The sequence below is a fragment of the Rhodococcus yananensis genome, from assembly GCF_020515525.1.
Lineage (GTDB): Bacteria > Actinomycetota > Actinomycetes > Mycobacteriales > Mycobacteriaceae > Rhodococcus > Rhodococcus yananensis.
Genome location: NZ_JAIYEP010000012.1, coordinates 21,774 through 43,669 on the forward strand (window position 1 = coordinate 21,774; position 21,896 = coordinate 43,669).

Below are 21,896 nucleotides of genomic sequence, written 5' to 3' on the forward strand. Positions count from 1 at the left end.
GGACGAAGGAAAATGGTTACACGCTGTCGGGGAACGCCTGCTGACGGTACCCACCGCGCAGCGTCCCCTCGATGTATGCGGCCTTGCAGGCGCGCCGCGCAATCTTCCCGCTCGACGTGCGGGGAATCGACCCGGCGGGGACGAGCAGCACGTCGCGGGCGGTGACGCCGTGTCGCGCCGAGATCGCAGCGCGGACCGCGTCGGCGATCGGCTGCGGATCGGCCTTCCCGGCTCCGGGTGCGCGCTCGGCGACGACGACGAGCTGCTCCGAGGCGTCGTCGGCGTCGAACTCGAGTTCCGACGCGGAGTTCTCGAACACCGCGGTGGGGAGCTGGTTCGCGGGCACCGCGAACGCGGCGACGAAACCGGGACGCAGCGCGGTGCTGGCCTCCTGCGCCGAGAATTCGAGATCCTGCGGGTAGTGGTTGCGTCCGTCGACGATCACGAGGTCCTTGACGCGGCCCGTGATGTAGAGCTCGCCGTCGATGTAGACGCCGTAGTCGCCGGTACGCAGCCAGTTCGCGTCGTCGGCGACGCCGGTGGCGTGGCTGCCGTCGGCGATGCGCGACGTGATGCGGTTGCGGAACGTCTTGTCGGTCTCGTCCTTGCGTCCCCAGTAGCCGACGCCGATGTTCTCGCCGTGCAACCAGATCTCGCCGACGTGCTCGTCGGGCTGTTCGGCTCCGCTCTCGGCGTCGACGATCGCGGCCCACTGGCTGCGGGCGACGTAACCGCACGACACCTGCGGGATCGCGTTCGGTGCGTCCCGATCGACCCGCACGACACGACCGGCGTTGAGTTCGGTGCGGTCGACGTGGATGACCTTGGCCTCGTCGCTGTTGCGGGTGGACGAGACGAACAGCGTGGCCTCGGCCATGCCGTAGGACGGCTTGATCGCGGTCTTCGGGAGGCCGAACGGCGCGAACGCCTCGTTGAACTTGCGCATCGACGACGTGGTGACGGGCTCGCTGCCGTTGATCAGGCCGATGACGTTGCTCAGGTCGAGTTCTTCGCCGTTCTTCGGCAGGCCGCGGGCGGCGGCGTGCTCGAACGCGAAGTTCGGGGCGGCCGCGAACGTGCCGGCGCCGTCGGACACGGCGGCGAGCTCACGGATCCAGCGTCCGGGCCGCTGCACGAACGCCTTCGGGCTCATGATCGTGATGTATTTGCCGCCGATCGCGGGCAGGATGACGGTGAGCAGGCCCATGTCGTGGAACAGCGGCAGCCACGTCACGCCGCGCGAGGTCTCGTTCAACTCCATCGAGTCGGCCATCTGCACGACGTTCGTGAGGACCGACCGGTGGGTGATCTCCACACCGGCGGGGACCCGCGTCGAGCCGGAGGTGTACTGCAGGTACGCGATGTCGTCGGGGGACGCGTCGGGACGCTTCCAGGTGTCGGCGACGGTGTCGGGGATCGCGTCCACCGCGATGACGCGGGGGCGCTGTGCGGCGGGGAGGGGCCGGAAGAACTGGCGGACCCCGGCCGCGGACGACGTGGCGGTGAGGATCGCGCTGGGGGTGCAGTCACCGAGGACCGCGTGGAGACGGTCGGTGTGGCCCGGCTCGTCCGGGTCGAACAGCGGAACGGCGATGACGCCGGCGTAGATGGCGGCGAAGAAGGACACCACGTAGTCGAGGCCCTGCGGTGCCAGGATGGCGACCCGATCGCCCGGGGCGGTGACCTGCTGCAGACGCGCGGCGATCGCCCGCATCCGCACGCCGAACTGGGCCCAGGTCAGCTCGTGGACCTCGCCGTCACGTTCACGGGAGTAATCGATGTACCGGTAGGCCAACTCGTCCCCGTTGGAGGCCGTGTGCTGCTCGAGGTGATCGAGCAGTGTGTCGCGATCCTCCGGCAGAGCGATCTGCCCGTTGTCATCGATGAACTCTTCGAACCCGACGCTCAATTCCTTCTCCCTGTCGAAGCGATCCACAACCACTCGACATGGTTGCGCCCCCTTTTTTCCCGTTTGTGCTCGTGGACCGTCGCGCCCGGGCAGCGACGACAGCTTCCGACCCACCAACCTGTCGATTCTGTCCATCGGCCCGAGGTCACGGTTATGTTACAGATCCACGTGGTCGAAGTCCTGCGCTGCACTTCCACGAGGCAGACCACGTTCGTGAGCACCCCAGAAGAACTCAAGATACGGCACCACCACATCCGCCTGCGAAGCGCGGTCCCACCCCCCGGGGAAACCCGCGCGAAGTGGTTGCGCGGTTGGACGATTCACGAATCGGCCGCGGTGTTCCGCCGCCGTCACCCACCGCCGCGGCAGCGCGGATCCAGAGGCCCGGCGAGCGGGTGGCCCCTCCGGTTCCACCGCGTGGTGACGTGGAACATCGCGGGCCGCGCGCTGCTCACGAGCGCGTATGCCGGTGACGGCACTCATCCGACCCTTTCTCCCTGTGGCCATGATCGAACGCCACACCCCGGACCCTGCGGATGCAGCCGAGGGACGAGTTTAAGGGCGAGCGTTTGTCGATTGTACCGGGTGGTGAGATCCGACACTACCGCCCGGTAGCTGTCGGGAGGCCTCACTCTTCGGGAGGGTACGGGGCCGTCTCGATCTTCTCCCGCGCCCACTGCGTCACCCACTGCGTCGCGGTCGTCCCCGCATCGTCCACCACGTACGTGTTGTACATCGCGTGGATCGGGTTGTTGAAGTATTCGAGCAGACGCGGCGCCGCGGAGGCCCAGTTCGTCGGATTGAGCGCGTCGGCGGGCGCATCGCAGATGCTGTCCGAGGGCGCGCAGATCTGCCACGTGCGGTCGTTCAACTCGCCGAATCCGCCCTCGCGGGCACCCGTCATGGTGATACCCGGAAGCCGCAGTCCCGCGAGGGACAGCTCGGCACCCACGCCGATCGGCACCGGCCCGACGGGGATCCCCGACACGCCGTCCCGGCGGCCGTCGGCGATGAGCGCGACCCCGAGCACACGGTCGGCGGGCACCGGACCGTTGCCCGCACCGATCTGCGCGGCGACGTCACCGGTGATGACGGCGCCCTGGGAGAACCCGGTGAGCACGTACGTGGTCAGCGGGCACTCCGCGTGCCGATCGGCGAGGAACTGCGTCATCGCCGCCGTTCCCTCACTGCGACTGTTGTTGTACGACTGCTGGCCGTCCGGAGGGAGCGCCACCGGATTCGAGAACTGCGCGACGTACGGCACCGTGTAGACGTCCGCGCGCTGCGCATCGAACCGGTCCTGCAGCGGACGCGTCACGTTCAGCATCAGGGACGCGGGGTTGGCCGTCGGGTTGTACGGGTCGTCGCCCCGCGCCGACTCCCACGTTCCCGGGACCGCGACGACCTGCACGTCCGGGCAGGACGCGGGCTGCGCCTGCGGTTCCTCCGGTGACGGCGGTGTCGGCGCGGGCCCCGGCAGATCGAGGCGGCCCGCCAGCACGTACCAGAACACCAACACGAGGACGAGCAGGAGCAGCGTCCCGACGATCACGAACGTCCGCCCGCGGCGACGCTGCTTCCTGGCGCCCATCGATGTGGAGTTCCTTCCTGTCCGCGATGTCCGGTGGCCGAGCGATCAGCTGCAGTACGACGCGCCGGCCACGCTGATGTAGGTGTCGGCGGCGGCCGCCGCCTCCTCCTCGCTGATCTCGGCACCCGAGGCCACGGAACTGCTGCCGATGAGTGCCGTGACCATCGTCTTCACGTCGCTGTCCGGGCCACCCTGCGCCTGGGCGTTGCACACGTACTCGGCGATGCTGATGGCGGTGGCGTCGTCGTACGGTTCGACACCCTCCTCACGCAGCGCCGACAGGAAGGTCGCGCCGCGATCGTCGACGGCCGGCACCGATTCCTGCGGCGGCGCGGTCGCGGCCTCGCCGGGGCTCGTCACCGGAGCGTCGCCGGCACCGGGCTCGCCGGGGGACGTCGCGTCGGTGGTCGTGTCGTCGGTCGTCTCCTCACCGGCGCTCGCCGTGGCGCTGCCCGTCGCCGACGCGGACGTGGTCGTCGTCGCCGACGGGGTGCTGGTCGCGGTGGAGTCGTCGCTGCCGCACGCGGCCAGAACGGCAGCGGAGGCGACGGCCGCGACGAGCGCACCGAGGACGCGGGTGGAACGCGAACGGGTCCGTGCAGGCATGTGGTGGTGTCCTCACATCAGGTTTGTCGAGTCGATCGTGCACTGATGCGGTCCAGGCTACAGAGCACGATCGGGGCCGATCGGGCAGCATCGCCCGTCGGCCCCGATTCGTGGCGTGTCAGGGATGGACGGTCACGGCATCACCGACGACCGTGACGTATCCGGTCTGGAAGTTCTGTTGCACACCACCGTCGACGGGGAACTCCTCGCTGATCGGGTAGCCGAGCCGGCCGTTCTCCGCGCCCTCGGCGGCCCACTTCTCGAGGATCGTCCCGCGGACGGGCCACGCACCGGTGAGCGGGCTCCAGTAGATGTTCCCGTGCTCGAACTCGGAGAATCGACCGTCGCCGGTGATGATGTGCTCGCTGGACTTCGGGTATCCGAGGACGCCGGTCTCGTAGCCCATCTGCGCGTACTTGTCGAGGATCATGCCCTGCACGGCGGCGGCGCCGGTCTGCTCGGTCCAGTACATCGCGCCGATCTCGAAGGCCTGCACTCGTCCGCGTTGATCGGGGGTACCCACCTCGTCGGCCACCGGGTATCCGAGGGGACCGGCCTCCCAGCCCTGCCGCTTCCATTCCTCGAGGATCTCGCCGCGGATCGACCGGGCGCCGTGCTCGGGTGTCCAGTAGACGACGCCGTGCTCGAAGTGGTTGTACCGGCCGCGCCCGTCCGGCGCGACACGCTCCTCGGTGATCGGGTGGCCGAGCACGCCTGCCGGGCCGCCCGCAGCCTGGTAGGCACCACCGATCGCACCGGCCACCGGGTGCGCCGCCCCTCCCGCGGAGAACACCCGGCCCGAACGGAAGTCCTGCGCGACACCCGCACCCGCCGGGTATTCGGGGGTCAGGCAGTCACCGAGCCACGGATTCGCCGCCGCCACGTCACCGACCGGCCCGGCGGTACCGCAATCCGGTTTCGTCACCTCGACGCCGAGCGTGTTCGCGAGCTGCGGCCACAGTTGGTGCAGTTCGAATTCCCAGTACGGCCACGAGTGGGTGCCCGAGGGTCGGTACACGATCTGCGCGGGGATCCCGAGCTTGTTCAGTTTCGTCGCGAAGGCCTGGGACGTCAGGCGCGACAGGATCTCGAGGCCCATCCCCGCGTAGTTGGTGCTCACACCGGGGATACCGGACGGCTGATCGTAGGGTCCGGTGCTCCCGCTACCGCTCGACACGTACAGGCTCACGCCGCGCAACCGGTCGGCGAGCAGGTACGGATCGTGGGATTCCCACTCGTTGCTGCCCGGTGGCCCCCACATCGCGTCGACGTCGAACCCGCCGGCGTCGTTCATCGCGTACCGGATGGCTTCGGGCATGCCGAGGGTGGTCGTCGTGAGGATCCCGGACAACGACGCCGCGAAGTCGAAGAATCCCTCGTTGCGGGCGGCGAGGAACATCGCGGCGGTTCCGCCCATCGACAACCCGACGACACCGCGGGTGTCGGTGGTCCGCCACTGGCCTTCCAGGATCGGGGGCAGCTCCTGCGTCAGGAACGTCTCCCACTTGTAGTTCTGCCCGTTGTTCTGATCGACCCAGTCGGAGTAGAAGCTGGACTGGCCACCCACCGGCAGCACGACGTTGACGTTCTTGTCGGCGAAGAACTGCTCGGCGTCCGTCTCGAGCGTCCAGCCGTTCTCGTCGTCGCGGGCCCGTAGCCCGTCGAGCATGAACACGGCCGGGAACCGCGCGTCGGGTGCCCGGTTCCAGTCGCGCGCGAGGAGCAGTTGCACCTGGATCGGCACACCCATCGACGGCGACTGGATCCACAGTGCGACCCGGCGGTCGGTGAGCCAGTCGACCCGCGTCACCGCCGCACCCGGCGCCTGTGTGGCCCCGGGTTGCGAGAACTGCGCCGGCGCCGCCGGGTGAGCGGTCGCGACCGGTGTGGCGGTCAGCCCGAGCGCGACGGGCACCGCGAGGGACGCGGCGACCAAGGCGAGGGTGCGTCTCCGCAATCCGGTGGATCGCGGCGTGGTCGTCTCGAGGTCCGGCCCTCCCCGATGGCCGCCCGGCACAGTTCGCATCTGCTCTGCTCGCTTCCCGCGTCGCCCGGTGCGGCTCCACCCGTCGGGATCGCCGCGTCGCCGTGTGCTTCCGAGACTCGTTTGTACACGGTCGGAGCCCAGGATCGGGGGAGCCGCGCTGTGACCGGTGGGAAAATTGATGTCCGGAGGGACGAATTCCGCCCGGCCGCTCCTCGGGAGCGACCGGGCGGAATCCCGGGTCGTGCAGTGCGGTCCGGAATCAGTGCGCGTTCAGCGCGTCCAGGATCTGCGGACGTGCCTTCCAGAGCTGGTCCTCCCAGTACTTCCACGCGTGGACGCCGCGCGCCGGGAAGTCGAAGGTCGCGTCGACGCCGAGGGCGGCGAGCTTGACCTGGAAGGAACGGGTCTGGATCAGCGACAGCGCCTCGAGCGCCATGGCGTTGCCCGTGTTGTAGAAGTCGGTGAGGGTCTGCGGGTTGGTGTGCTCACCGGGCAGGCCGCTCGCCGCCGAGATGTACATCGACAGGCCCTCGAGCTTCGGCGCGAACACGAACGGGTCGTTGCGCAACCACGCCGGGCTCCACGGCGGTCCCCACATCGCGTCGACGTTGAAGCGACCGGCGTCGAGCATCGCGATGCGGATGGCCTCGCGCATGCCCGGTGCCGACAGGTTCAGGTAACCCGACAGCGAGGACGCGAACTTGAACTGGTCGCGGTGGTACGCGGCCAGGGTCAGGGCGGCGGAACCACCCATCGACAGGCCGAGGATGCCGTTGTTGCTCCGCGACACGCCGCGCGTCTCGAGGTAGTCCGGGAGCTGCTCGGTCAGGAACGTCTCCCACTTGTAGGTGATGTCCTGGCCGTTGAAGTTGCTGGGCGCGTACCAGTCGGTGTAGAAGCTGGCCTGGCCGCCGACCGGCATGATCAGGCTGACGTTGTCGTTCGCGAACTGCTGGAGCGCGTTGGTCTCGAACGACCAGGCGTTCGCGTCGTCGCGGGCACGCAGGCCGTCGAGCATGTAGAGGGCGGCGTCACCGCCGCGCGCGGCCCACTGGATCTGGACCTTGATCGGACCCATGTCCGAATCGACGAAGACCTCCTCGAAGCCCCCGGCCGGCGCACGATGCGAGATCGGTGCGGCCTGGGCGGGTGCAGCCAGGGCGGAGGTGGTTCCGGCGACGCCCGCAGCGACTGGCAGGACGAGCGCTGCTGCGGCGGTACCGAGCAGGCGCCTGCGAAGGCCCTGCGACAACCTAGGGACAAAACGCATGAACAATGCTCACTTTCTCGATCTGCGGCGTCGGCGTTCGCGTCCCCCGACGGATTCCGGAGTGGGGGTGGCCATCGGGAGACCACCTCGAGTCACACTGCGGTCAAGACTGTAAAGGACGGCGTTACCTGAGACAAACCCCGGTCCCAACTGGTCGTAGGCCCACAGTGGCCCGTCACAATGAATCCGACATTCGGTGATGTTACGAATTCGTTATCGGGCGTGATCCTAGCGAGACCGTGATCGGGCCGCCAGCGGGAAGCCCTCGAAACCTGGGTGTCGCGCGTCACACCGACGCCCGGATCGTCCCCGATGTCGGGATGATCCGGGCGGCCTCGGCGAGGGATCACTCGGGGGGCAGTTCCAGTCCGCACCGCTGGATCTCGTATTCCGGCACCCGGTCGATCCGGTAGCCGGCGTACTCGAACGCGTTGCGCAGGTTCCGTTTGAACAGCGGCCACGTCAGCGGCGCGCTCGACGACGCCAACAACTCCTGGGTGTCCGGGCACGTCAACGCGACGTGGGCCTCCGCGACCCATTCCTCGTCCAGGTACGGCGGCAGCCAGGGATGCACGTCGACCATCCCCGAGTCGGCGACCGCCCAGTCGGGGAACAGCGCCTTGTCGTGCCCGATACGGCCGTCCTCGAGCCGCTCGGTGTGCGCGGCCAGCGGGTACGCCAGACCCATCTGATCGATCACCCGCACGTCGAGGCCGACGTTCATGCTCGTCATCCCCAGATTCAGGAAGAACACCGTGTGTCCGGCCCCGCCCTCCGGAATCGGTTCGGGGGGCGGAACGACATCCCACACGTCGAACGCGCCCGTCGGCAGCAGCAGACCACCGTTCGGGGTGTCCTCGATCGCCTCGACCATCGCGCGCATCCGCGGATAGTCCAGATAGTCCTGGGCCAGGATCGGATGCTCGTGACCGGTGTTGAGTGCGTAGAAGGCACGCTCGTCGACGATCCCCGACCGCCCGACCACCGCGCCCTCGGGCATCCCGGTCGTGCCCGCGGCGAAGAACGCCCACACCACCGTGCCCGACCACATCAACCCCGCCGCGATCGCGGTCGCGACCGTTCGGCGGTCCTGCCGTTCCGACCTGTCCGGAACACGCAGCGGCACCACGGCCACCGGAAGCAGCAGGCAGAACAGCGCCGGGAGCAGCACCCGACCGTGCATGAAGTCGCCGCCGACACGCACCGAGTACACCGCCAGCAGGAGCCCCGATCCGACGATGAACACCACGGTCGCCGTCGGGGTACGCAGGGCACGCCGACCGCGCAGCAGCAGCGCCTTCGCCGCCGCGGCGTCACGCGGCACCGGGAACCGCGCGGTGCCCGGGCCCGTCGGCATCGTCGGCACGACGCGGGAGGTGTACAGCACGATGCCCGCGACGATCGCGAGGAACACCCCGGGCAACCACAGCAGATACGGGCCCACGAGGTTGGCGAGATAATCGAGGCCCTGCGCCCACTTCGCTCCACCCGCGTCCTTCGACACCGCGGTGTTGGGGTAGGGCAGCCCGTAGTAGCCCATCCGCCAGATCTGATAGGCGACGGGCACGACCCCCGCGACCGCGACCATCGCGACCCGCACCCGCGGGGTGAGGCCCGGCGCGAGGAACAGCATCGCCAGGGCGATCGCCGCGAGGACGGCCAGCTCGGGGCGCACCAGCGGCCCCAGCCCGGCGACGAACGCGGTGCCGAGGATGTAGGGGGTGCCCGGCAGCGACGCTCCGGGATCCCCCGCGTCGGCATCCGGGTCGGGGGTGGCCCACCGCACCAGCAGCAGCCACAGCAACGCGATCCAGAAGATCACCAGGCACGATTCCAGCCCGGACGTCGCGAAGTCACGCGCCGGGGGCACCGCGATGTACACCAGGACACCCGCCGGCAACAGCAACACGGTGCCCGCCGCACCGCGCATCCGCCACCGGTACAGGCGGGCCGCACCGAACGCGGCGAGCACCACCGCGCCCGTCGACAGGATCAACGCGAGTCCGAGCACCACGTACTCGAGGCGGATCTGTGTCACCCACGCCGCCGCGGTGACCAGATACGTCCACAGGGTGGAGGTGTTCGCCTCCACCCGCTCCCCCACGTTGAACACCGGACCGTTCCCGGCGAGCAGGTTGCGGACGGTGCGCAGCACGATCAGACCGTCGTCGGCGATCCAACGGCGCTCCCACGCACCCCAGAACATGAGGACCGCCGCGACGACGACGCCCCCGGCGAACACTCCCGTCGACAGACGGCGCGACCGGGTGGACAGGTCGGTGCCCGACCTGCCCACCGCCGAGTCGTCGACGCCGTCCACGACGTCAGAAGAGGTAGACAGCACCGCCGACCACCACGATCCAGATCACGGCGAGCAGCTGCAGGACCCGGTCGCCGAGAGCGATCTCCTCCGGCTCCCCGGCGTCTCCCCCGTCGACGTCCACCGCGTACCGCAGGATCGCGACGACGAACGGGATCATCGAGATCGCGTACCAGTTCGATTCGGCGACGACGTCCTGCTCGAACGCCCACAGGCCGTAGCAGATCACGACCGCGGTCGCCGCGAGCGTCCACACGAACCGCAGGTAGGTCTCGGTGTAGTACTCGAGCGACCTACGGATCTTCGCGCCGGTACGGTTCGCGAGCCGCAGCTCCGCGTACCGCTTCCCGGCCGCCATGAACAGCGAACCGAACGCCATGATCAGCAGGAACCACTGCGACAGCGGGATCTCGGCGGCCACACCCCCGGCGATCGCGCGGATCAGGAACCCGGACGAGACGATGCAGATGTCGAGCACGGCCTGGTGTTTGAGCCCGAAGCAGTACGCCAGCTGAATACCGATGTACACGGCCATCACGACCGCGAGCTGCCAGTTCGCGACGAACGACAACGCGATCGAGCCGACGAGCAGCACCACCGCCATCACGTACGCGAGCCGCACCGGCAGCACACCCGCCGCGATCGGGCGGAACCGCTTGGTGGGATGCGCGCGGTCGGCCTCGACATCCATCGCGTCGTTGACGAGATAGATGCCCGACGCCGCCATGCAGAACACCACGAACGCCAGCGCCACCGGCAACAGCACGTCGGCGTCGGTGACCGAGCCCGCCGCCATCGGTGCCGCCAGCACCAGGACGTTCTTCACCCACTGCCGCGGACGGACCGCCTTGACGATCCCCGCGGCCAGACTCTTCGGGGCTTCCGAAACGACGGTCGGTTCCTCGCTCATCGCTCTCCAAACTTCTTCTCTGCCTGCACCACCACGGCGGCCGACGCCGCGCCCAGTGCCGCACCGGCCAGGACGTCGGTCGGATAGTGCACACCGAGAACGAGACGCGACAGCAACATCGGCGGCACCAGCACCGCGGGAAAGGGTAGTCCGGTGGCCCGCGCCATCAGCACGGCCGCCGCTGTCGTGGACGTCGCATGGGACGACGGGAAACTCAACCGGCTCGGTGTCGACACGTTGACCTGCACCGACGGGTGGGAGGGTCGGCGACGACGCACCACACGTTTGATCACGATCGACGCGGCGTGCGCGCCGACGGCGCCGACCGCGACGGCCGCCCACTCGCGGCGGCGCGGACGGTCGACGAGCGCGCCGACGCCACCGATCGCCATCCACCCGAGAGCGTGCTCACCGAAATGCGACAGGCCCCGCGCCACCGACGTCGCGGCGGGCGCACGCCCGACGGTGCCCTGCACCGCCTGCAACATCCGCACCTCGAGGGACGCCGGGCGGGGTTCCGCCCCGGCGTCGACGTCGACCGGGGACGCGGCGTCAGCCGTCGATACCGAAGACACGTTCCCACTCCTCCTTGCTGGTCAGTGCGGGAACCGCATCCCGGTACCGCTGCTCGAGCTCCGGGAATCGTCGTGCCAGTTCGCGCCGCAACCGCAGCGCCTCACTGAGCAACGCCTGCGCCTGCGCGCGGTCGCGCTTACGGTAGACGACGCCGCGCCCGTCCGCGGTGGTGACGGTCACACCGTCGACCTGCGACAACAGGAACCAGCGTGCGTCGATCGTCGGTACGTTCAGCTGCGGCCGGTCGTGGTGTCCGCGGTTCTCGGGGCGCAGGTTGTGCACCACCCCCTTGGCGAGCCGCTTGACCTTCGCGAGCGCACCGGCGGGCTCACCGACCGCGCCGACACCCGCACCGGACGGCAACGGAAGGTCCGTCGACGACGCCAGCACCCGCGCGTCGGAGAAGTTCTTCCGCAGCGCGTGCACGTCGCCGAGCGCCTTGGGCAGCAACTCGAACAGATGCTCGGGGCCGGCGAGGAAATCCTCGATCGCCTTGTTCTGGATCGCGACCGTCGAGTACTCGAGGCACACCAGGTGCTTGACGGTGGCCTTGACGGTGTCGAGGACCATCGGCTTCGCGTCGCCGTGCTTGTGCAGGGCCGCGACGACGAGACGATTGCGCAGGTGGAAGTACGCCTGCCAGTCGATCGCGTCGTCCTTGTCGCTCCACGCCATGTGCCAGATCGCGGCACCGGGCATCGTCACCGTCGGGTAACCGGCGGCGCGGGCACGCAGCCCGTACTCGGCGTCGTCCCATTTGATGAACAGCGGCAGCGGCTGACCGATCTCCTCCGCAACGACGCGCGGGATCATGCACATCCACCAGCCGTTGAAGTCGACGTCGATGCGGCGGTGCAGCAGCTTCGAGTTCTCGCGGTCGCGCAGCGGCTTCGTCGCGAAATCGTGGTCGTACTCGACGTTCGGCGCGGCCGACCACATGAACACGTTGCGGTCGACGACCTCGCCCATCGTGTGCAGGTGGCTGCGTTCCTGCAGGTTGAGCATCTGCCCGCCGACGAGCATCGGGGACTTCGCGAACCGCGAGAACGCGAGGGCCCGCAGCACCGAGTCGGGTTCGATCTCGATGTCGTCGTCCATGAACAGGATGTACGGGCAGGACGTCGTCTTCAACGCCTCGTACATGATGCGGCTGTAGCCACCGGAACCACCGAGGTTCGCCTGGTCGTGGATGGCGAGACGATCACCGAACGGCGCGGCGGCCTCGGCGAAACCGTCCTGGTCGCGAACCTTGCGGGTGCCCTGGTCGGGGATGATCACGGCGTCGACGACGTCCATGACCAGCGGATCCGACGCCAGCGCCCGCAACGCGGCGACGCAGTCGGCGGGCCGGTTGAAGGTGGGGATACCGACGGCGACGGAGGCCTCACCCGGCGCATCGACCGGCGCGTACCACCCGGCGGAGTGCACGGTGACGTCGGTGTCGGTGGTGACGTCGAACCAGATCCAGCCGCCGTCCTCGAACGGTCCCAGATCCGTCTCCAACTCGACGACCACCTGCTCGCCGCGGAACTCGCGGCCCTGCACGTGGATGCGGCTCGAGTCGGCCTTGCTGCGGTAGATGTCGATGCGGCCGTGGCCGGTGAGTTCGAGCCGCAGCACCACCGAACCGAGAACGGTCCAGCGCCGCCAGTAGCTGGCGGGGAAGGCGTTGAAGTAGGTGCACAGCGACACCTCGGACTCGGCGCCGATGTTCAACGTCGTGCGGGTCGTCGCGTGCGCGCGCCGCGCGTTGGTCGGCGACTCCTCCAGGTAGAGGGTGCGCACATCCAGCGGCTCACCCGGCCTGGGCAGAATGATCCGCTGCAGCAGCGACCTGCCGAGCGCCGGACCGGTCGCGGTGCTCACGGTGTTCTCCTCGAGTTCTCCCACGCTCACGACGCATCCCCCGCCACCGGCACACCGGATTCGAAGAACGGGACGAGGGTGTTGTCGAACATGCTCAACGCACTCGCGATGGCCATGTGCATGTCCAGGTACTGGTAGGTGCCGAGGCGACCACCGAACAGGACGTGGTTCTGCGCGGCCTCCTGCTTGGCGCGGTCACGGTAGGCGGTGAGCTTCGCGCGGTCCTCGGGGGTGTTGATGGGGTAGTACGGCTCGTCGTCGTCACCGGCGAACCGGGAGAACTCGCGCATGATGACCGTCTTGTCGGACGGATACGTGTCGCGTTCGGGGTGGAAGTGCCGGAACTCGTGGATGCGGGTGTACGGCACGTCGGCGTCGTTGTAGTTCATGACGGGAGTGCCCTGGAAATCGCCGGTGGGCAGCACCTCGGTCTCGAAGTCCAGGGTGCGCCAGCCGAGCTTGCCGTCGGCGTAGTCGAAGTACCGGTCGAGGGGGCCGGTGTAGACGACGGGTGCGTCGGGGCTGGCGGCGCGGACACCGTCGCGGACCTCGAACCAGTCCGTGTTCAACCGGACCTCGATCCTCTCGTCCTTCGCCATGTTCTCGAGCCACGCCGTGTAGCCGTCGACGGGCAGGCCCTCGTAGGTGTCGTTGAAGTACCGGTTGTCGAAGGTGTAGCGGACGGGCAGGCGGGCGATGTTGCCGGCGGGCAGTTCCTTCGGGTCGGTCTGCCACTGCTTGGCGGTGTAGTCGCGGACGAACGCCTCGTAGAGGGGCCGGCCGATCAGGGAGATCGCCTTCTCCTCGAGGTTCTGTGCCTCGGACGTCGCGATCTCGGCGGCCTGCTCCTTGATCAGCGCGCGGGCCTCGTCCGGCGTGAAGTACCGGCCGAAGAACTGCGAGACCAGCCCCAGCCCCATCGGGAACTGGTAGGCCTGACCGTCGTGCATCGCGAACACGCGGTGCTGGTACCCGGTGAAGTCCGTGAAGAGGTTGACGTAGTCCCACACACGCTTGTTGGACGTGTGGAAGAGGTGCGCACCGTACTTGTGCACCTCGATACCGGTTTCGGGTTCCGGCTCGGAGTAGGCGTTGCCACCGAGATGGTGTCGACGCTCGACGACGAGGACCCGTTTTCCGAGCTGCGTGGCCGCGCGCTCGGCGATCGTCAGTCCGAAGAATCCGGAGCCGACGACGATCAGGTCGTACTCACCGGTGGAGGGCTGGGGCGCTGATGCAGCAGTCACGAAAGACCAGGGTAGGCGAACCCCGTAGCCGTGCGCGTTTCTGGTAGCCCCAGCTACCGGAAACGCGCACGATCACCGCAGGTGGATGCGGAGAACGGTACGGACGAACTCGGCGCCCTCGGTGCCCCCGTAGTTCGCGGCGAACCGGTCGTCGGCGACGTACATGTCCGCGAGACCGAGCACGTACTCGCGCGGACTGCCCTCGGCGGTTCCGTACCCGGGGGTGCCCGGCACCGACGCCAACCACTCGATGTGCCGTCGCGCGAGATCCTGGGCCTCGGGCCCGGCCGGGTCGAGACCGGCGCGGGCCGCGTCCGCCCACTCGCGCGACAACTGCGCGACCCGGCCCTGCCAATCGGTCCGCTGCGCATCGGTCATGCCGCGCCACCAGCGGTCGCCGGTGTCGTAGGCGTCGGCACCCCACCGTTCGACCACCTCGTCCCGGTACCGGGTGTGATCGAATCCGTCGAAGACTTCGTGTGCCATGAGTGCTTCCCCTCTCCGTGTTCGGTCGATGGTGGTGCGCACCGCCTCGATGCGGCGGTCGAGGAGTTCCCGCTCGTGACGGAGCAGGTCCAGGTGGGTGCGCAGCGCAACGACGGTGTCGCGGTTCCCCTCGAGCACCTGCCGGATCGCGGGCAACCCCAGTCCGAGGTCACGCAGCAGCAGGATCCGTTGGAGCCGCACGAGTGCGTCCGCGTCGTAGAACCGCATACCGTTCGCGCCCGTGCGACTCGGTTCGAGGACTCCGACGTCGCCGTAGTGACGCAGGGTCCTGCTGGTGACACCGGCCGCGCGGGCCAGCTCCTGGATGGACCATTCGGATCGCATGCCGCACCTTCCGTCGCGCCGACTCCAGCCTGCAGCTTGACGTCGCGTCAATGTCAACGGGTGCACACGGAACACCGGGCGGGCGTCCCGGTGGGGACGACCGCCCGGTGGTGGGCGTGCGCTATTCGGTGGTGTCCGGATCCGTGGTCGCCGGTTCGGTCACCTGGGGTTCGACCACCTGGGGCTCGACCACTTCCGGTTCGACGACCTCCGGCTCACCGGCCGAGTCGGCGCTACCGCTGCCGGGGAACCAGTCGCGCAGGAAGCTCACGTCGATGACCTGTGCGCCCAGTTCGGGGGTCCACACGATGGCCCCGCCGGTGAAGATCCGGAACTTGCCGGTCTCGTCCGGAAGGGTCAGCTCCGGCCCGACGGCGGGACCGAGGGTGCTCTCGACGCCTCCGAGTTCGAAGTACTTCGCTTCGATGGCGGATCCGCCATCGGTCGTCCCGAGCGGATCGGTGGTCACCTCGGGGCCGACCTCGGGTGCCGGTGTGATCGGCGGAACGTCCGAACCCATGCCCTCCTGCACCGTGAACCAGTCGGAGCGCAGACCGAGCTTGGCGCGCGCCTCGGCGCCGGTGGTCTCGATGGTGCGGTCGGACCCGACGACCCGGACCTGGGTGACACGACCGCCATCGGCACCGAGGTTGTTGCGGGCGAGCACATCGAACGACTGCAACTCGCCGACACCGAACGCGGAGCCGATCTCACCGGCGGTGATGGTCTTGGCCCACTGCTGGTTGGGGGCGGCCGCGTCGCCGAGGTCCTCGACGGCAGGGAAGGTGCCGCCGGCCGAGTACCCGCCGGTGGAGGCGGAGAACTCGCTGCGGATGATCTGCCCGTCCTTCATCAGCACGACGCCGCGGGTGGTGCGCACGGCATCGTCGGTGCGCGGATCCTCGACGCTCGATCCGCCGTACACCTGGCAGCTGACGGTGTCGCAGGTCTGCCACAGTTCGCTGCGCTTCTCGGCGAGCGCGTACGAGCGGGCGGCGATGGCCTGCGCCCGGAGCGCCTCGGCGCCGCCGGAGTCCGCCCAACCGGGCAGCGATTCGGCCGGAACGACACTGCGCAGGTAGTCCTCGACGGGCAGACGGTTGACGGTGCGCGCGGCGTCGCCGTCGAGGACGACACCAAGGGCCCCGCGGTAGGGGGTGTCGCCGGCGCACATCCTGAGGTGCTCCTCGGCGGGCCGGTCCTCGCCGAGGTCGACGGGATCGACCCACGGCAGGTCGGTGGCCCCCTGCCACACCACGTCGCCGCTGCATCCGGCGGTGACGACGACGTTCGCTCCGCCACCGGGAACCGGGGTCAGGTGCGCGGCCTGCCCGGGTTCGGTCCGCCGACCGGCGACGACGAGTCCGGTCTCGGAGTAGACGTCGAGGCCTTCGTCGTCGTGGTCCGTCAGCCGGACCGCGATCATGCTGTTGTCGACGGTGCCGAGCGTGGTGCCGCCGTAGTAGTGGGCGACGATCCGTTCGGCCGTCCAGCCCTGTTGCGCGTAGCCGTAGGCCCCCCACTGCCCCATGCCGCGGCCGTGTCCGTGTCCGAATCCGGTGAACGTGATGGGGGTGTCGGCGGACACCGCACGGGTGACGTCGGTGTCGTCGCCGCGGTTGCCCACGACGGCTCCGACGACCGCTCCGGCGAGGAGCGCCGGGGCGAGTCCGAGTGCGGCGGCGCGGGTGGCGGACGGACGCCACCCCCCGCGCATCGGGCGGCCGAGCACGACACGCCGCCTGCGGATCCTTCCCCTGTTTCCGATGGGCCGTCGTGTCATGTGGCGCGCTCCTTGTTCTCGCAGTTCCGGGTACTCGCACGTGACCCACGCGCGGATCGGACATTCGAGACCGATGCTTCGACACCGATGCTAAAGCTCAGGTTGAGGGTTATGGTTTTCTGCGACTAGTGTGACAAGAGTGACCGAGTAGCGCAACAGAAGTCACATCAGTAACAAGGGCATCACAACTTGTCGGTCACCGGTGCCGTTTCCACACGGGAAGCCGGTCGACGTCGAAGGATTCGCCCCTGAGAGGACCACCGAGACCACGCCAACGAACAGGGAGAAGCACACAGTGCCGCATCGCCGCCCCAAGCCGTCGATCGTCCTGGCTGCCGTCGCCGCCCTGGCCGCCGCAACACCGTTCGCGGTGTCCGGTCTCTCCGGCACCGACAGCGCCGACATCCGACCGGCGAACGACACCGTCGACGCGATCGCCCCGGTCATCGCCGAGGTCGTGCTCGCGTCGGTACCCGACATCGTCATCCCGATCGAGGAACTGACCGGGCTCAACCTTCCCGACCTGAGCCTGAAGGAACTCGCCCGCGGGATACCGCAGATCACGACGGCCCCCGACCCGGGTGGCGGCCCCGTCGACCGGATCGGCGCGGTCGTCAAGGAACTGACACGCGACGCCCCGTTCAGCATGATCGCGCTGGCCGCGAGCGACGTCGCCGACACCGACGCCCTGATCCGCGCGCAGAACGACGACGGCACCTGGGGTCCGTGGAGCGCGACGGAACCCATCGAGACCGCCCGCAACGACACCTCGACCGACGTGCGACACGGCACCGAACCGATCTTCGTCGGTGCGACGAAGGCCGTGCAGGTCCTGCTCACGCCGCGCCCGGGTCCGGAACCCACGCTGGCCGGCGCCGAAGCTCCCCCCGAGGAACGGGAGCCCGCCCCAGACCCCGAAGCGCCGGCCGAGGCACCCGCACCGGCGGAGGCGCCGTCAGAGGCACCCGCACCGGTCGACGAAGGCCCCGTGCCCGTCGCCGCACCCGCCGCCGACACACCCGAACTCGGGTACGTGCCCGCGTCGTCGTCGCGACCCCTGCGTTCGGAGGACCCTGCCCGCGCGATCGCCGACAGCGTCAGCGCCGTGCTCATCGACCCGGGGACGGGCCCCATGGACGGGCAGCTCTCCGACATCGCCGAGCCCGTCTCGAGCGGACTGAAGGTCATCTCCCGCTCACTGTGGGGCGCCGACGAGTCGCTGCGCTGCGACGACCCGACCTACGACGACTCGCTGGGCGGCGCCACCGTGCACCACACCGCCGGCAGCAACGACTACTCCAAGGCCGAATCCGCCGGGATCGTGCGCGCGATCTACGCGTACCACGCGCAGACCCTGAACTGGTGCGATGTCGGATACAACGTGCTCGTCGACAAGTACGGGCAGATCTTCGAAGGCCGCGCAGGTGGCCTCGACCGCAACGTGCAGGGCGCCCACGCCGGTGGCTTCAACGAGAACACCATGGGCATCGCGATGATGGGCGACTACACGTCGGTCGCACCGAGCGACGCGACCGTCGAGGCGGTCGGGAAGTTCCTCGGCTGGCGGCTCGCCAAGGCGGGACTCGATCCGCTCGGCCACACCACGATGTACTCCGAGGGCACCTCGTTCACGGCGTACCCGCAGGGCGCATCCGTGGACCTGCCGATCATCTTCGCTCACCGCGACGTCGGGCTGACCAGTTGCCCCGGCGACGCCGGCTACGCGCAGATGGACCGCATCCGCCAGATCGCCGCGTCCACGGCGAAGGGCACGAGCCCCTCACCGGCGACTGGTCCGCAGACGCGCGATTCGGTCCCCGACACGTCGGCGGGAGCTCCCGCCGCCACCGGATCGTCGGAGACCGTGCAGAACGTGCAGGACCTCGTCCAGGAACTGCTGCGGCTCGCCGACAACAACCCGCTCGCCCAGAAGTGGGTCGCCGAGGGCGGTGAGACGGGTCGGCTCGGTGCCGCGACGACGGGGATCCTTCCCGCCAAGGGCGGGTTCGAACACGCCGACTTCGTCAACGGCGCGATCTACACCTCACCGAACGGGGGCGTGTGGACCGTGCTCGGCAAGATCTACGAGGCCTGGCAGAAGAGCGGACTCGATGCTGGTGAGCTGGGGTTGCCCACCAGCGACGAGTACCGGGTACCGGACGGTTGGCGGTCGGACTTCGAGTTCGGATCGTTGATCTTCAACGAGGTGACGGGTGTCGTCACGAAGGTGCTGCGCGCCTACAACGACGCCTACGAGGATTCGATGCAGGAACAGCCCGCCGCTGCGACGCACGTCGCCCCGGAGGCTGCACCGGTACCGGAGGGCGCCCCCGCACCAGCCCCGGAGGCTGCACCGGCACCCGCACCCGAGGCCGCACCTGCACCGGCTCCCGACGCCGCGCCGGCACCCGAACCGGTACCCGCGGGCTGACCCGCGACCACCGGAAACGAGTCACTGCCACCAACGTTCGAGCACGCGGGCGACCCCGTCCTCGACGTTGGTGGCAGTGACTTCGTCCGCGGCGGTCTTCGCGTCCGGATGCGCGTTCTCCATCGCCACCCCGTGACGCGCCAACGACAGCATCGGAATGTCGTTGGGCATGTCTCCGAACGCCGCGAGCCGCTCCACCGACACCCCCAGGTGTCGGGCGGCCTCCCGCAGACCGGACGCCTTCGTCACGCCGGCCGCCGAGATCTCGATCAGCCCGTTGTCGGTCGAATACGTCAGGTCGACGAGGCCGTGCAGTTTCGGCAGCAGTGCCTCGGCCATGTCGCGGCTCGACGCGCCCGGCAGCCGGATCAACAGTTTGATCGCCGGTTCCGCGATCACGTCGTGCGTCGCCAGTTCCGTCGTCTCCGGATTCAGCCACGCGTGCTCGTAGCCGGGTGAGCTCACGAACTGGGGGGTCGCGGCGTCGTGCGCACTCTCCCCGATCCGTTCGGCGGCCAACCCGCATCCGGGCAGCACCGTCGACGCGACCTCCTCGAGCCACGCCAACTCGTCGGGAACGAGCACCGCGGCGCTGAGCACCCGATCGGATGCGCTGTCGTAGAGGACCGCGCCGTTGGCGCACACCGCCAGCGGCGCGTACTGCAACCCTTCGACGACGGGGGCGATCCATCGCGGTGGGCGTCCCGTCGCCAGAACGAACGGGGTCCCCGAGTCGACCACCGCGTGGACGGCGGCGCGGGTCCGCGCCGACACCCGCTCGGTGTCGTCGATCAGGGTGCCGTCGACATCGGATGCGACGAGGTCGGGACGCTGAGGGCTCACCCGGTCATTGTGCCGAACCGCCGGTGCCGGTGTCGCCGGGCCGACCCCCGCGCTCGAGACGTTCCTTCTCCTGACGTGCCTGTTCCTTGCGGGCGCGACGCTCCGCCGCGACCCGCTCGTCCTCGGCGTTCGCCTCCTCGAGGCTCGGGGCCGAGCCGCCGAGCCGCTGCGGCACCCAGTGGGCGCCCGGCTCGTGGGTGTAGCCCTGCTGCACCTCGTGGAGCATCTTCTCCATCACGGTGTGCAGTTCGGCGGTCATGTCCGCGGCCGGTTCGTACGGCGCGATCGGGGCGCCCACCTTGATGGTGATGGGGGTGTTGGTCCGTCCGAGACGCTTGGGATGCCCCTTCGTCCACACCCGCTGCGATCCCCACAGCACCATCGGGATCACCGGGACACCCGCTTCCAGCGCCATGCGCGCGGCACCCGAGCGGAACGCCTTCAGTTCGAAGCTGCGGCTGATGGTTTCCTCGGGGAACACACCGACGAGTTCGCCGGCGCGCAACGCCTGCACCGCGAGCCGGTAGGAGTCGCCGGCGTCACCGCGATCGACGGGGATGTGCCGCATCGTGCGCATCATCGGTCCGGAGATCTTGTTGTCGAAGACCTCCTTCTTCGCCATGAACCGGATGTAGCGTTTGGTGGCGCGCGCGGGAATCCCCGCGTACGTGAAGTCCATGTAGCCCGTGTGATTCATCGCGATGACCGCGCCCCCCGTCGCCGGGATGTGTTCTTCCCCGGTGATCGTGAATTTCAGGCCCTGAGCCGCGAAGAGTGTTCGAGCCACTCCGATGATGGTCCGGTAGAAGGGTTCCACGTCGGCTAGCGTAGCCGGGTCGGTCGATCCGAGCCGACCCTGTGCACCCACCCGTACATCCAGAGGGGGAACCTCCGTATGGCCGCGACGACCCGCACGACCCGACGACTCGCCCTGTGCGGCCTCGCCGTCGCGGTGACACTGTCCGTCGCGGGCTGCGAGGGCGACGGACAGTCGGGCATCCCCACCGACCCTCCGCCCACGACGACGGCGGCCGCCGACACCACCGACCCGGAGGGCAGCGCCGCCGCCGACACCACCGGAGCGGTGCGGGTCGGTGATGTGCCGGGAAACGCCGCGGCCACCGCCGCGCTGCAGTCGTGGGTGGACGACCTCGTCGCCGGGAACGACGTCGCGGCGCGCTGCTGGACGATCGCACCCGAACGCGCCGCACAGATGTACGACGACGTCGATGCGATCACCGCGGCCGTGACGCGCCCCGGCTCCGACGGGCAGTACACGGCCACGTGGTCCTCCCCGGACGGTGTCGCCGTGTCGGTGCTGCGCAGCGAGATCGCCTCCGGGTACGCGTGCCCGTACATCCATCACGACGGCGAGGACATCTACACCGGCGCGGACGCGATCCACGCCGTGACGCGCTTCCTCGGGCGCGTCACCGGCGACCCGGTATCGCCGCAGGACGCCGAGGAGAACTACCCCCTGGTGTGCGAGGCACGCGCGATCTGGGATCCCTGGGGCAGCGGATACCCGGATGTTCCGCCGATGTCCGCCGACCCGAGCGTGCTGGATGCCGTCACGACCTTCGACGCCGAATCCGCGACCTTCACGCCTCTGGACGACGTGTACGGCAGTGTGACGATTCCGGTGATCGAGGCAGAAACGTCCCGCAACCTGGACGTCTACGTCACCACCGGGTCGAACGGGTACTGCCTGGGCGCAGTGGACTGA

General features: G+C 69.1%; 16 protein-coding genes. 2 read left to right on the plus strand and 14 right to left on the minus strand.

The features are described 5' to 3' along the window. Positions 1-16: 16 nt before the first annotated feature. The 12 genes from fadD32 to LDQ05_RS05125 all read right to left on the minus strand — a co-directional run bounded on the left by fadD32 (position 17) and on the right by LDQ05_RS05125 (position 16,896). Entirely contained in the window at positions 17-1,909 is a 1,893-nt protein-coding gene (gene fadD32 / locus LDQ05_RS05070) for a long-chain-fatty-acid--AMP ligase FadD32 (protein ID WP_226435804.1), read from the minus strand. A 628-nt stretch (positions 1,910-2,537) separates the two neighbouring features. After that, positions 2,538-3,500, minus strand: coding sequence for a cutinase family protein (locus tag LDQ05_RS05075; protein WP_226435805.1), 963 nt, complete (start codon positions 3,498-3,500; stop codon positions 2,538-2,540). Between the two features lie 45 nt (positions 3,501-3,545). Further along, positions 3,546-4,106, minus strand: a complete 561-nt coding sequence (locus LDQ05_RS05080) for a DUF732 domain-containing protein (RefSeq protein WP_226435806.1) — start codon at positions 4,104-4,106, stop codon at positions 3,546-3,548. Between the two features lie 118 nt (positions 4,107-4,224). Next, entirely contained in the window at positions 4,225-6,132 is a 1,908-nt protein-coding gene (locus LDQ05_RS05085) for an alpha/beta hydrolase-fold protein (RefSeq protein ID WP_226435807.1), read from the minus strand. Between the two features lie 220 nt (positions 6,133-6,352). After that, entirely contained in the window at positions 6,353-7,363 is a 1,011-nt protein-coding gene (locus tag LDQ05_RS05090) for an alpha/beta hydrolase (protein ID WP_226435808.1), read from the minus strand. A 346-nt stretch (positions 7,364-7,709) separates the two neighbouring features. Then, complete coding sequence (locus tag LDQ05_RS05095) at positions 7,710-9,683, minus strand: arabinofuranosyltransferase AftB family protein (protein ID WP_372461036.1); 1,974 nt, start codon at positions 9,681-9,683, stop codon at positions 7,710-7,712. A gap of 4 nt (positions 9,684-9,687) precedes the next feature. Then, the gene (locus LDQ05_RS05100) at positions 9,688-10,593 is read right to left on the minus strand and encodes a decaprenyl-phosphate phosphoribosyltransferase (RefSeq protein ID WP_226435809.1); all 906 of its coding nucleotides are present in this window, start codon (positions 10,591-10,593) and stop codon (positions 9,688-9,690) included. After that, positions 10,590-11,081, minus strand: coding sequence for a phosphatase PAP2 family protein (locus LDQ05_RS05105; RefSeq protein ID WP_226435853.1), 492 nt, complete (start codon positions 11,079-11,081; stop codon positions 10,590-10,592). The genes LDQ05_RS05100 and LDQ05_RS05105 overlap by 4 nt, the downstream gene beginning before the upstream one ends. Positions 11,082-11,145: 64 nt before the next feature. Beyond that, positions 11,146-13,059 (minus strand): glycosyltransferase, encoded by a 1,914-nt coding sequence (locus LDQ05_RS05110; RefSeq protein WP_226435854.1) that lies wholly within the window; start codon positions 13,057-13,059, stop codon positions 11,146-11,148. A gap of 2 nt (positions 13,060-13,061) precedes the next feature. Continuing rightward, positions 13,062-14,282 (minus strand): UDP-galactopyranose mutase, encoded by a 1,221-nt coding sequence (gene glf / locus LDQ05_RS05115; protein WP_226435810.1) that lies wholly within the window; start codon positions 14,280-14,282, stop codon positions 13,062-13,064. A gap of 72 nt (positions 14,283-14,354) precedes the next feature. Further along, complete coding sequence (locus LDQ05_RS05120; protein ID WP_226435811.1) at positions 14,355-15,113, minus strand: MerR family transcriptional regulator; 759 nt, start codon at positions 15,111-15,113, stop codon at positions 14,355-14,357. Positions 15,114-15,234: 121 nt separating this feature from the next. Further along, positions 15,235-16,896, minus strand: coding sequence for a SpoIID/LytB domain-containing protein (locus tag LDQ05_RS05125; protein ID WP_226435812.1), 1,662 nt, complete (start codon positions 16,894-16,896; stop codon positions 15,235-15,237). A 295-nt stretch (positions 16,897-17,191) separates the two neighbouring features. On the opposite strand from LDQ05_RS05125, the gene LDQ05_RS05130 reads away from it, so the two are divergent. Next, entirely contained in the window at positions 17,192-19,327 is a 2,136-nt protein-coding gene (locus LDQ05_RS05130; protein WP_226435813.1) for an N-acetylmuramoyl-L-alanine amidase, read from the plus strand. A gap of 21 nt (positions 19,328-19,348) precedes the next feature. Here LDQ05_RS05130 and LDQ05_RS05135 read toward each other — a convergent pair whose 3' ends face one another. Together LDQ05_RS05135 and LDQ05_RS05140 are read right to left on the minus strand one after the other, a co-directional pair. After that, complete coding sequence (locus tag LDQ05_RS05135; protein WP_226435814.1) at positions 19,349-20,170, minus strand: HAD family hydrolase; 822 nt, start codon at positions 20,168-20,170, stop codon at positions 19,349-19,351. A gap of 4 nt (positions 20,171-20,174) precedes the next feature. Beyond that, entirely contained in the window at positions 20,175-20,987 is an 813-nt protein-coding gene (locus LDQ05_RS05140) for a lysophospholipid acyltransferase family protein (RefSeq protein ID WP_226435815.1), read from the minus strand. A 78-nt stretch (positions 20,988-21,065) separates the two neighbouring features. On the opposite strand from LDQ05_RS05140, the gene LDQ05_RS05145 reads away from it, so the two are divergent. Beyond that, a complete protein-coding gene (locus LDQ05_RS05145; RefSeq protein WP_226435816.1) occupies positions 21,066-21,896 on the plus strand; it encodes a hypothetical protein in 831 nt (276 codons plus the stop codon).

Bases quoted from the DNA above. Each gene is read 5' to 3' on its own strand.
- LDQ05_RS05090 (WP_226435808.1), bottom strand. From the start codon at position 7,363: ATGCGTTTTGTCCCTAGGTTGTCGCAGGGCCTTCGCAGGCGCCTGCTC.
- LDQ05_RS05145 (WP_226435816.1), top strand. From the start codon at position 21,066: ATGGCCGCGACGACCCGCACGACCCGACGACTCGCCCTGTGCGGCCTC.
- LDQ05_RS05125 (WP_226435812.1), bottom strand. From the start codon at position 16,896: ATGACACGACGGCCCATCGGAAACAGGGGAAGGATCCGCAGGCGGCGT.
- LDQ05_RS05120 (WP_226435811.1), bottom strand. From the start codon at position 15,113: ATGCGATCCGAATGGTCCATCCAGGAGCTGGCCCGCGCGGCCGGTGTC.
- LDQ05_RS05105 (WP_226435853.1), bottom strand. From the start codon at position 11,081: ATGTTGCAGGCGGTGCAGGGCACCGTCGGGCGTGCGCCCGCCGCGACG.
- LDQ05_RS05080 (WP_226435806.1), bottom strand. From the start codon at position 4,106: ATGCCTGCACGGACCCGTTCGCGTTCCACCCGCGTCCTCGGTGCGCTC.
- LDQ05_RS05085 (WP_226435807.1), bottom strand. From the start codon at position 6,132: ATGCGAACTGTGCCGGGCGGCCATCGGGGAGGGCCGGACCTCGAGACG.
- LDQ05_RS05075 (WP_226435805.1), bottom strand. From the start codon at position 3,500: ATGGGCGCCAGGAAGCAGCGTCGCCGCGGGCGGACGTTCGTGATCGTC.
- LDQ05_RS05100 (WP_226435809.1), bottom strand. From the start codon at position 10,593: ATGAGCGAGGAACCGACCGTCGTTTCGGAAGCCCCGAAGAGTCTGGCC.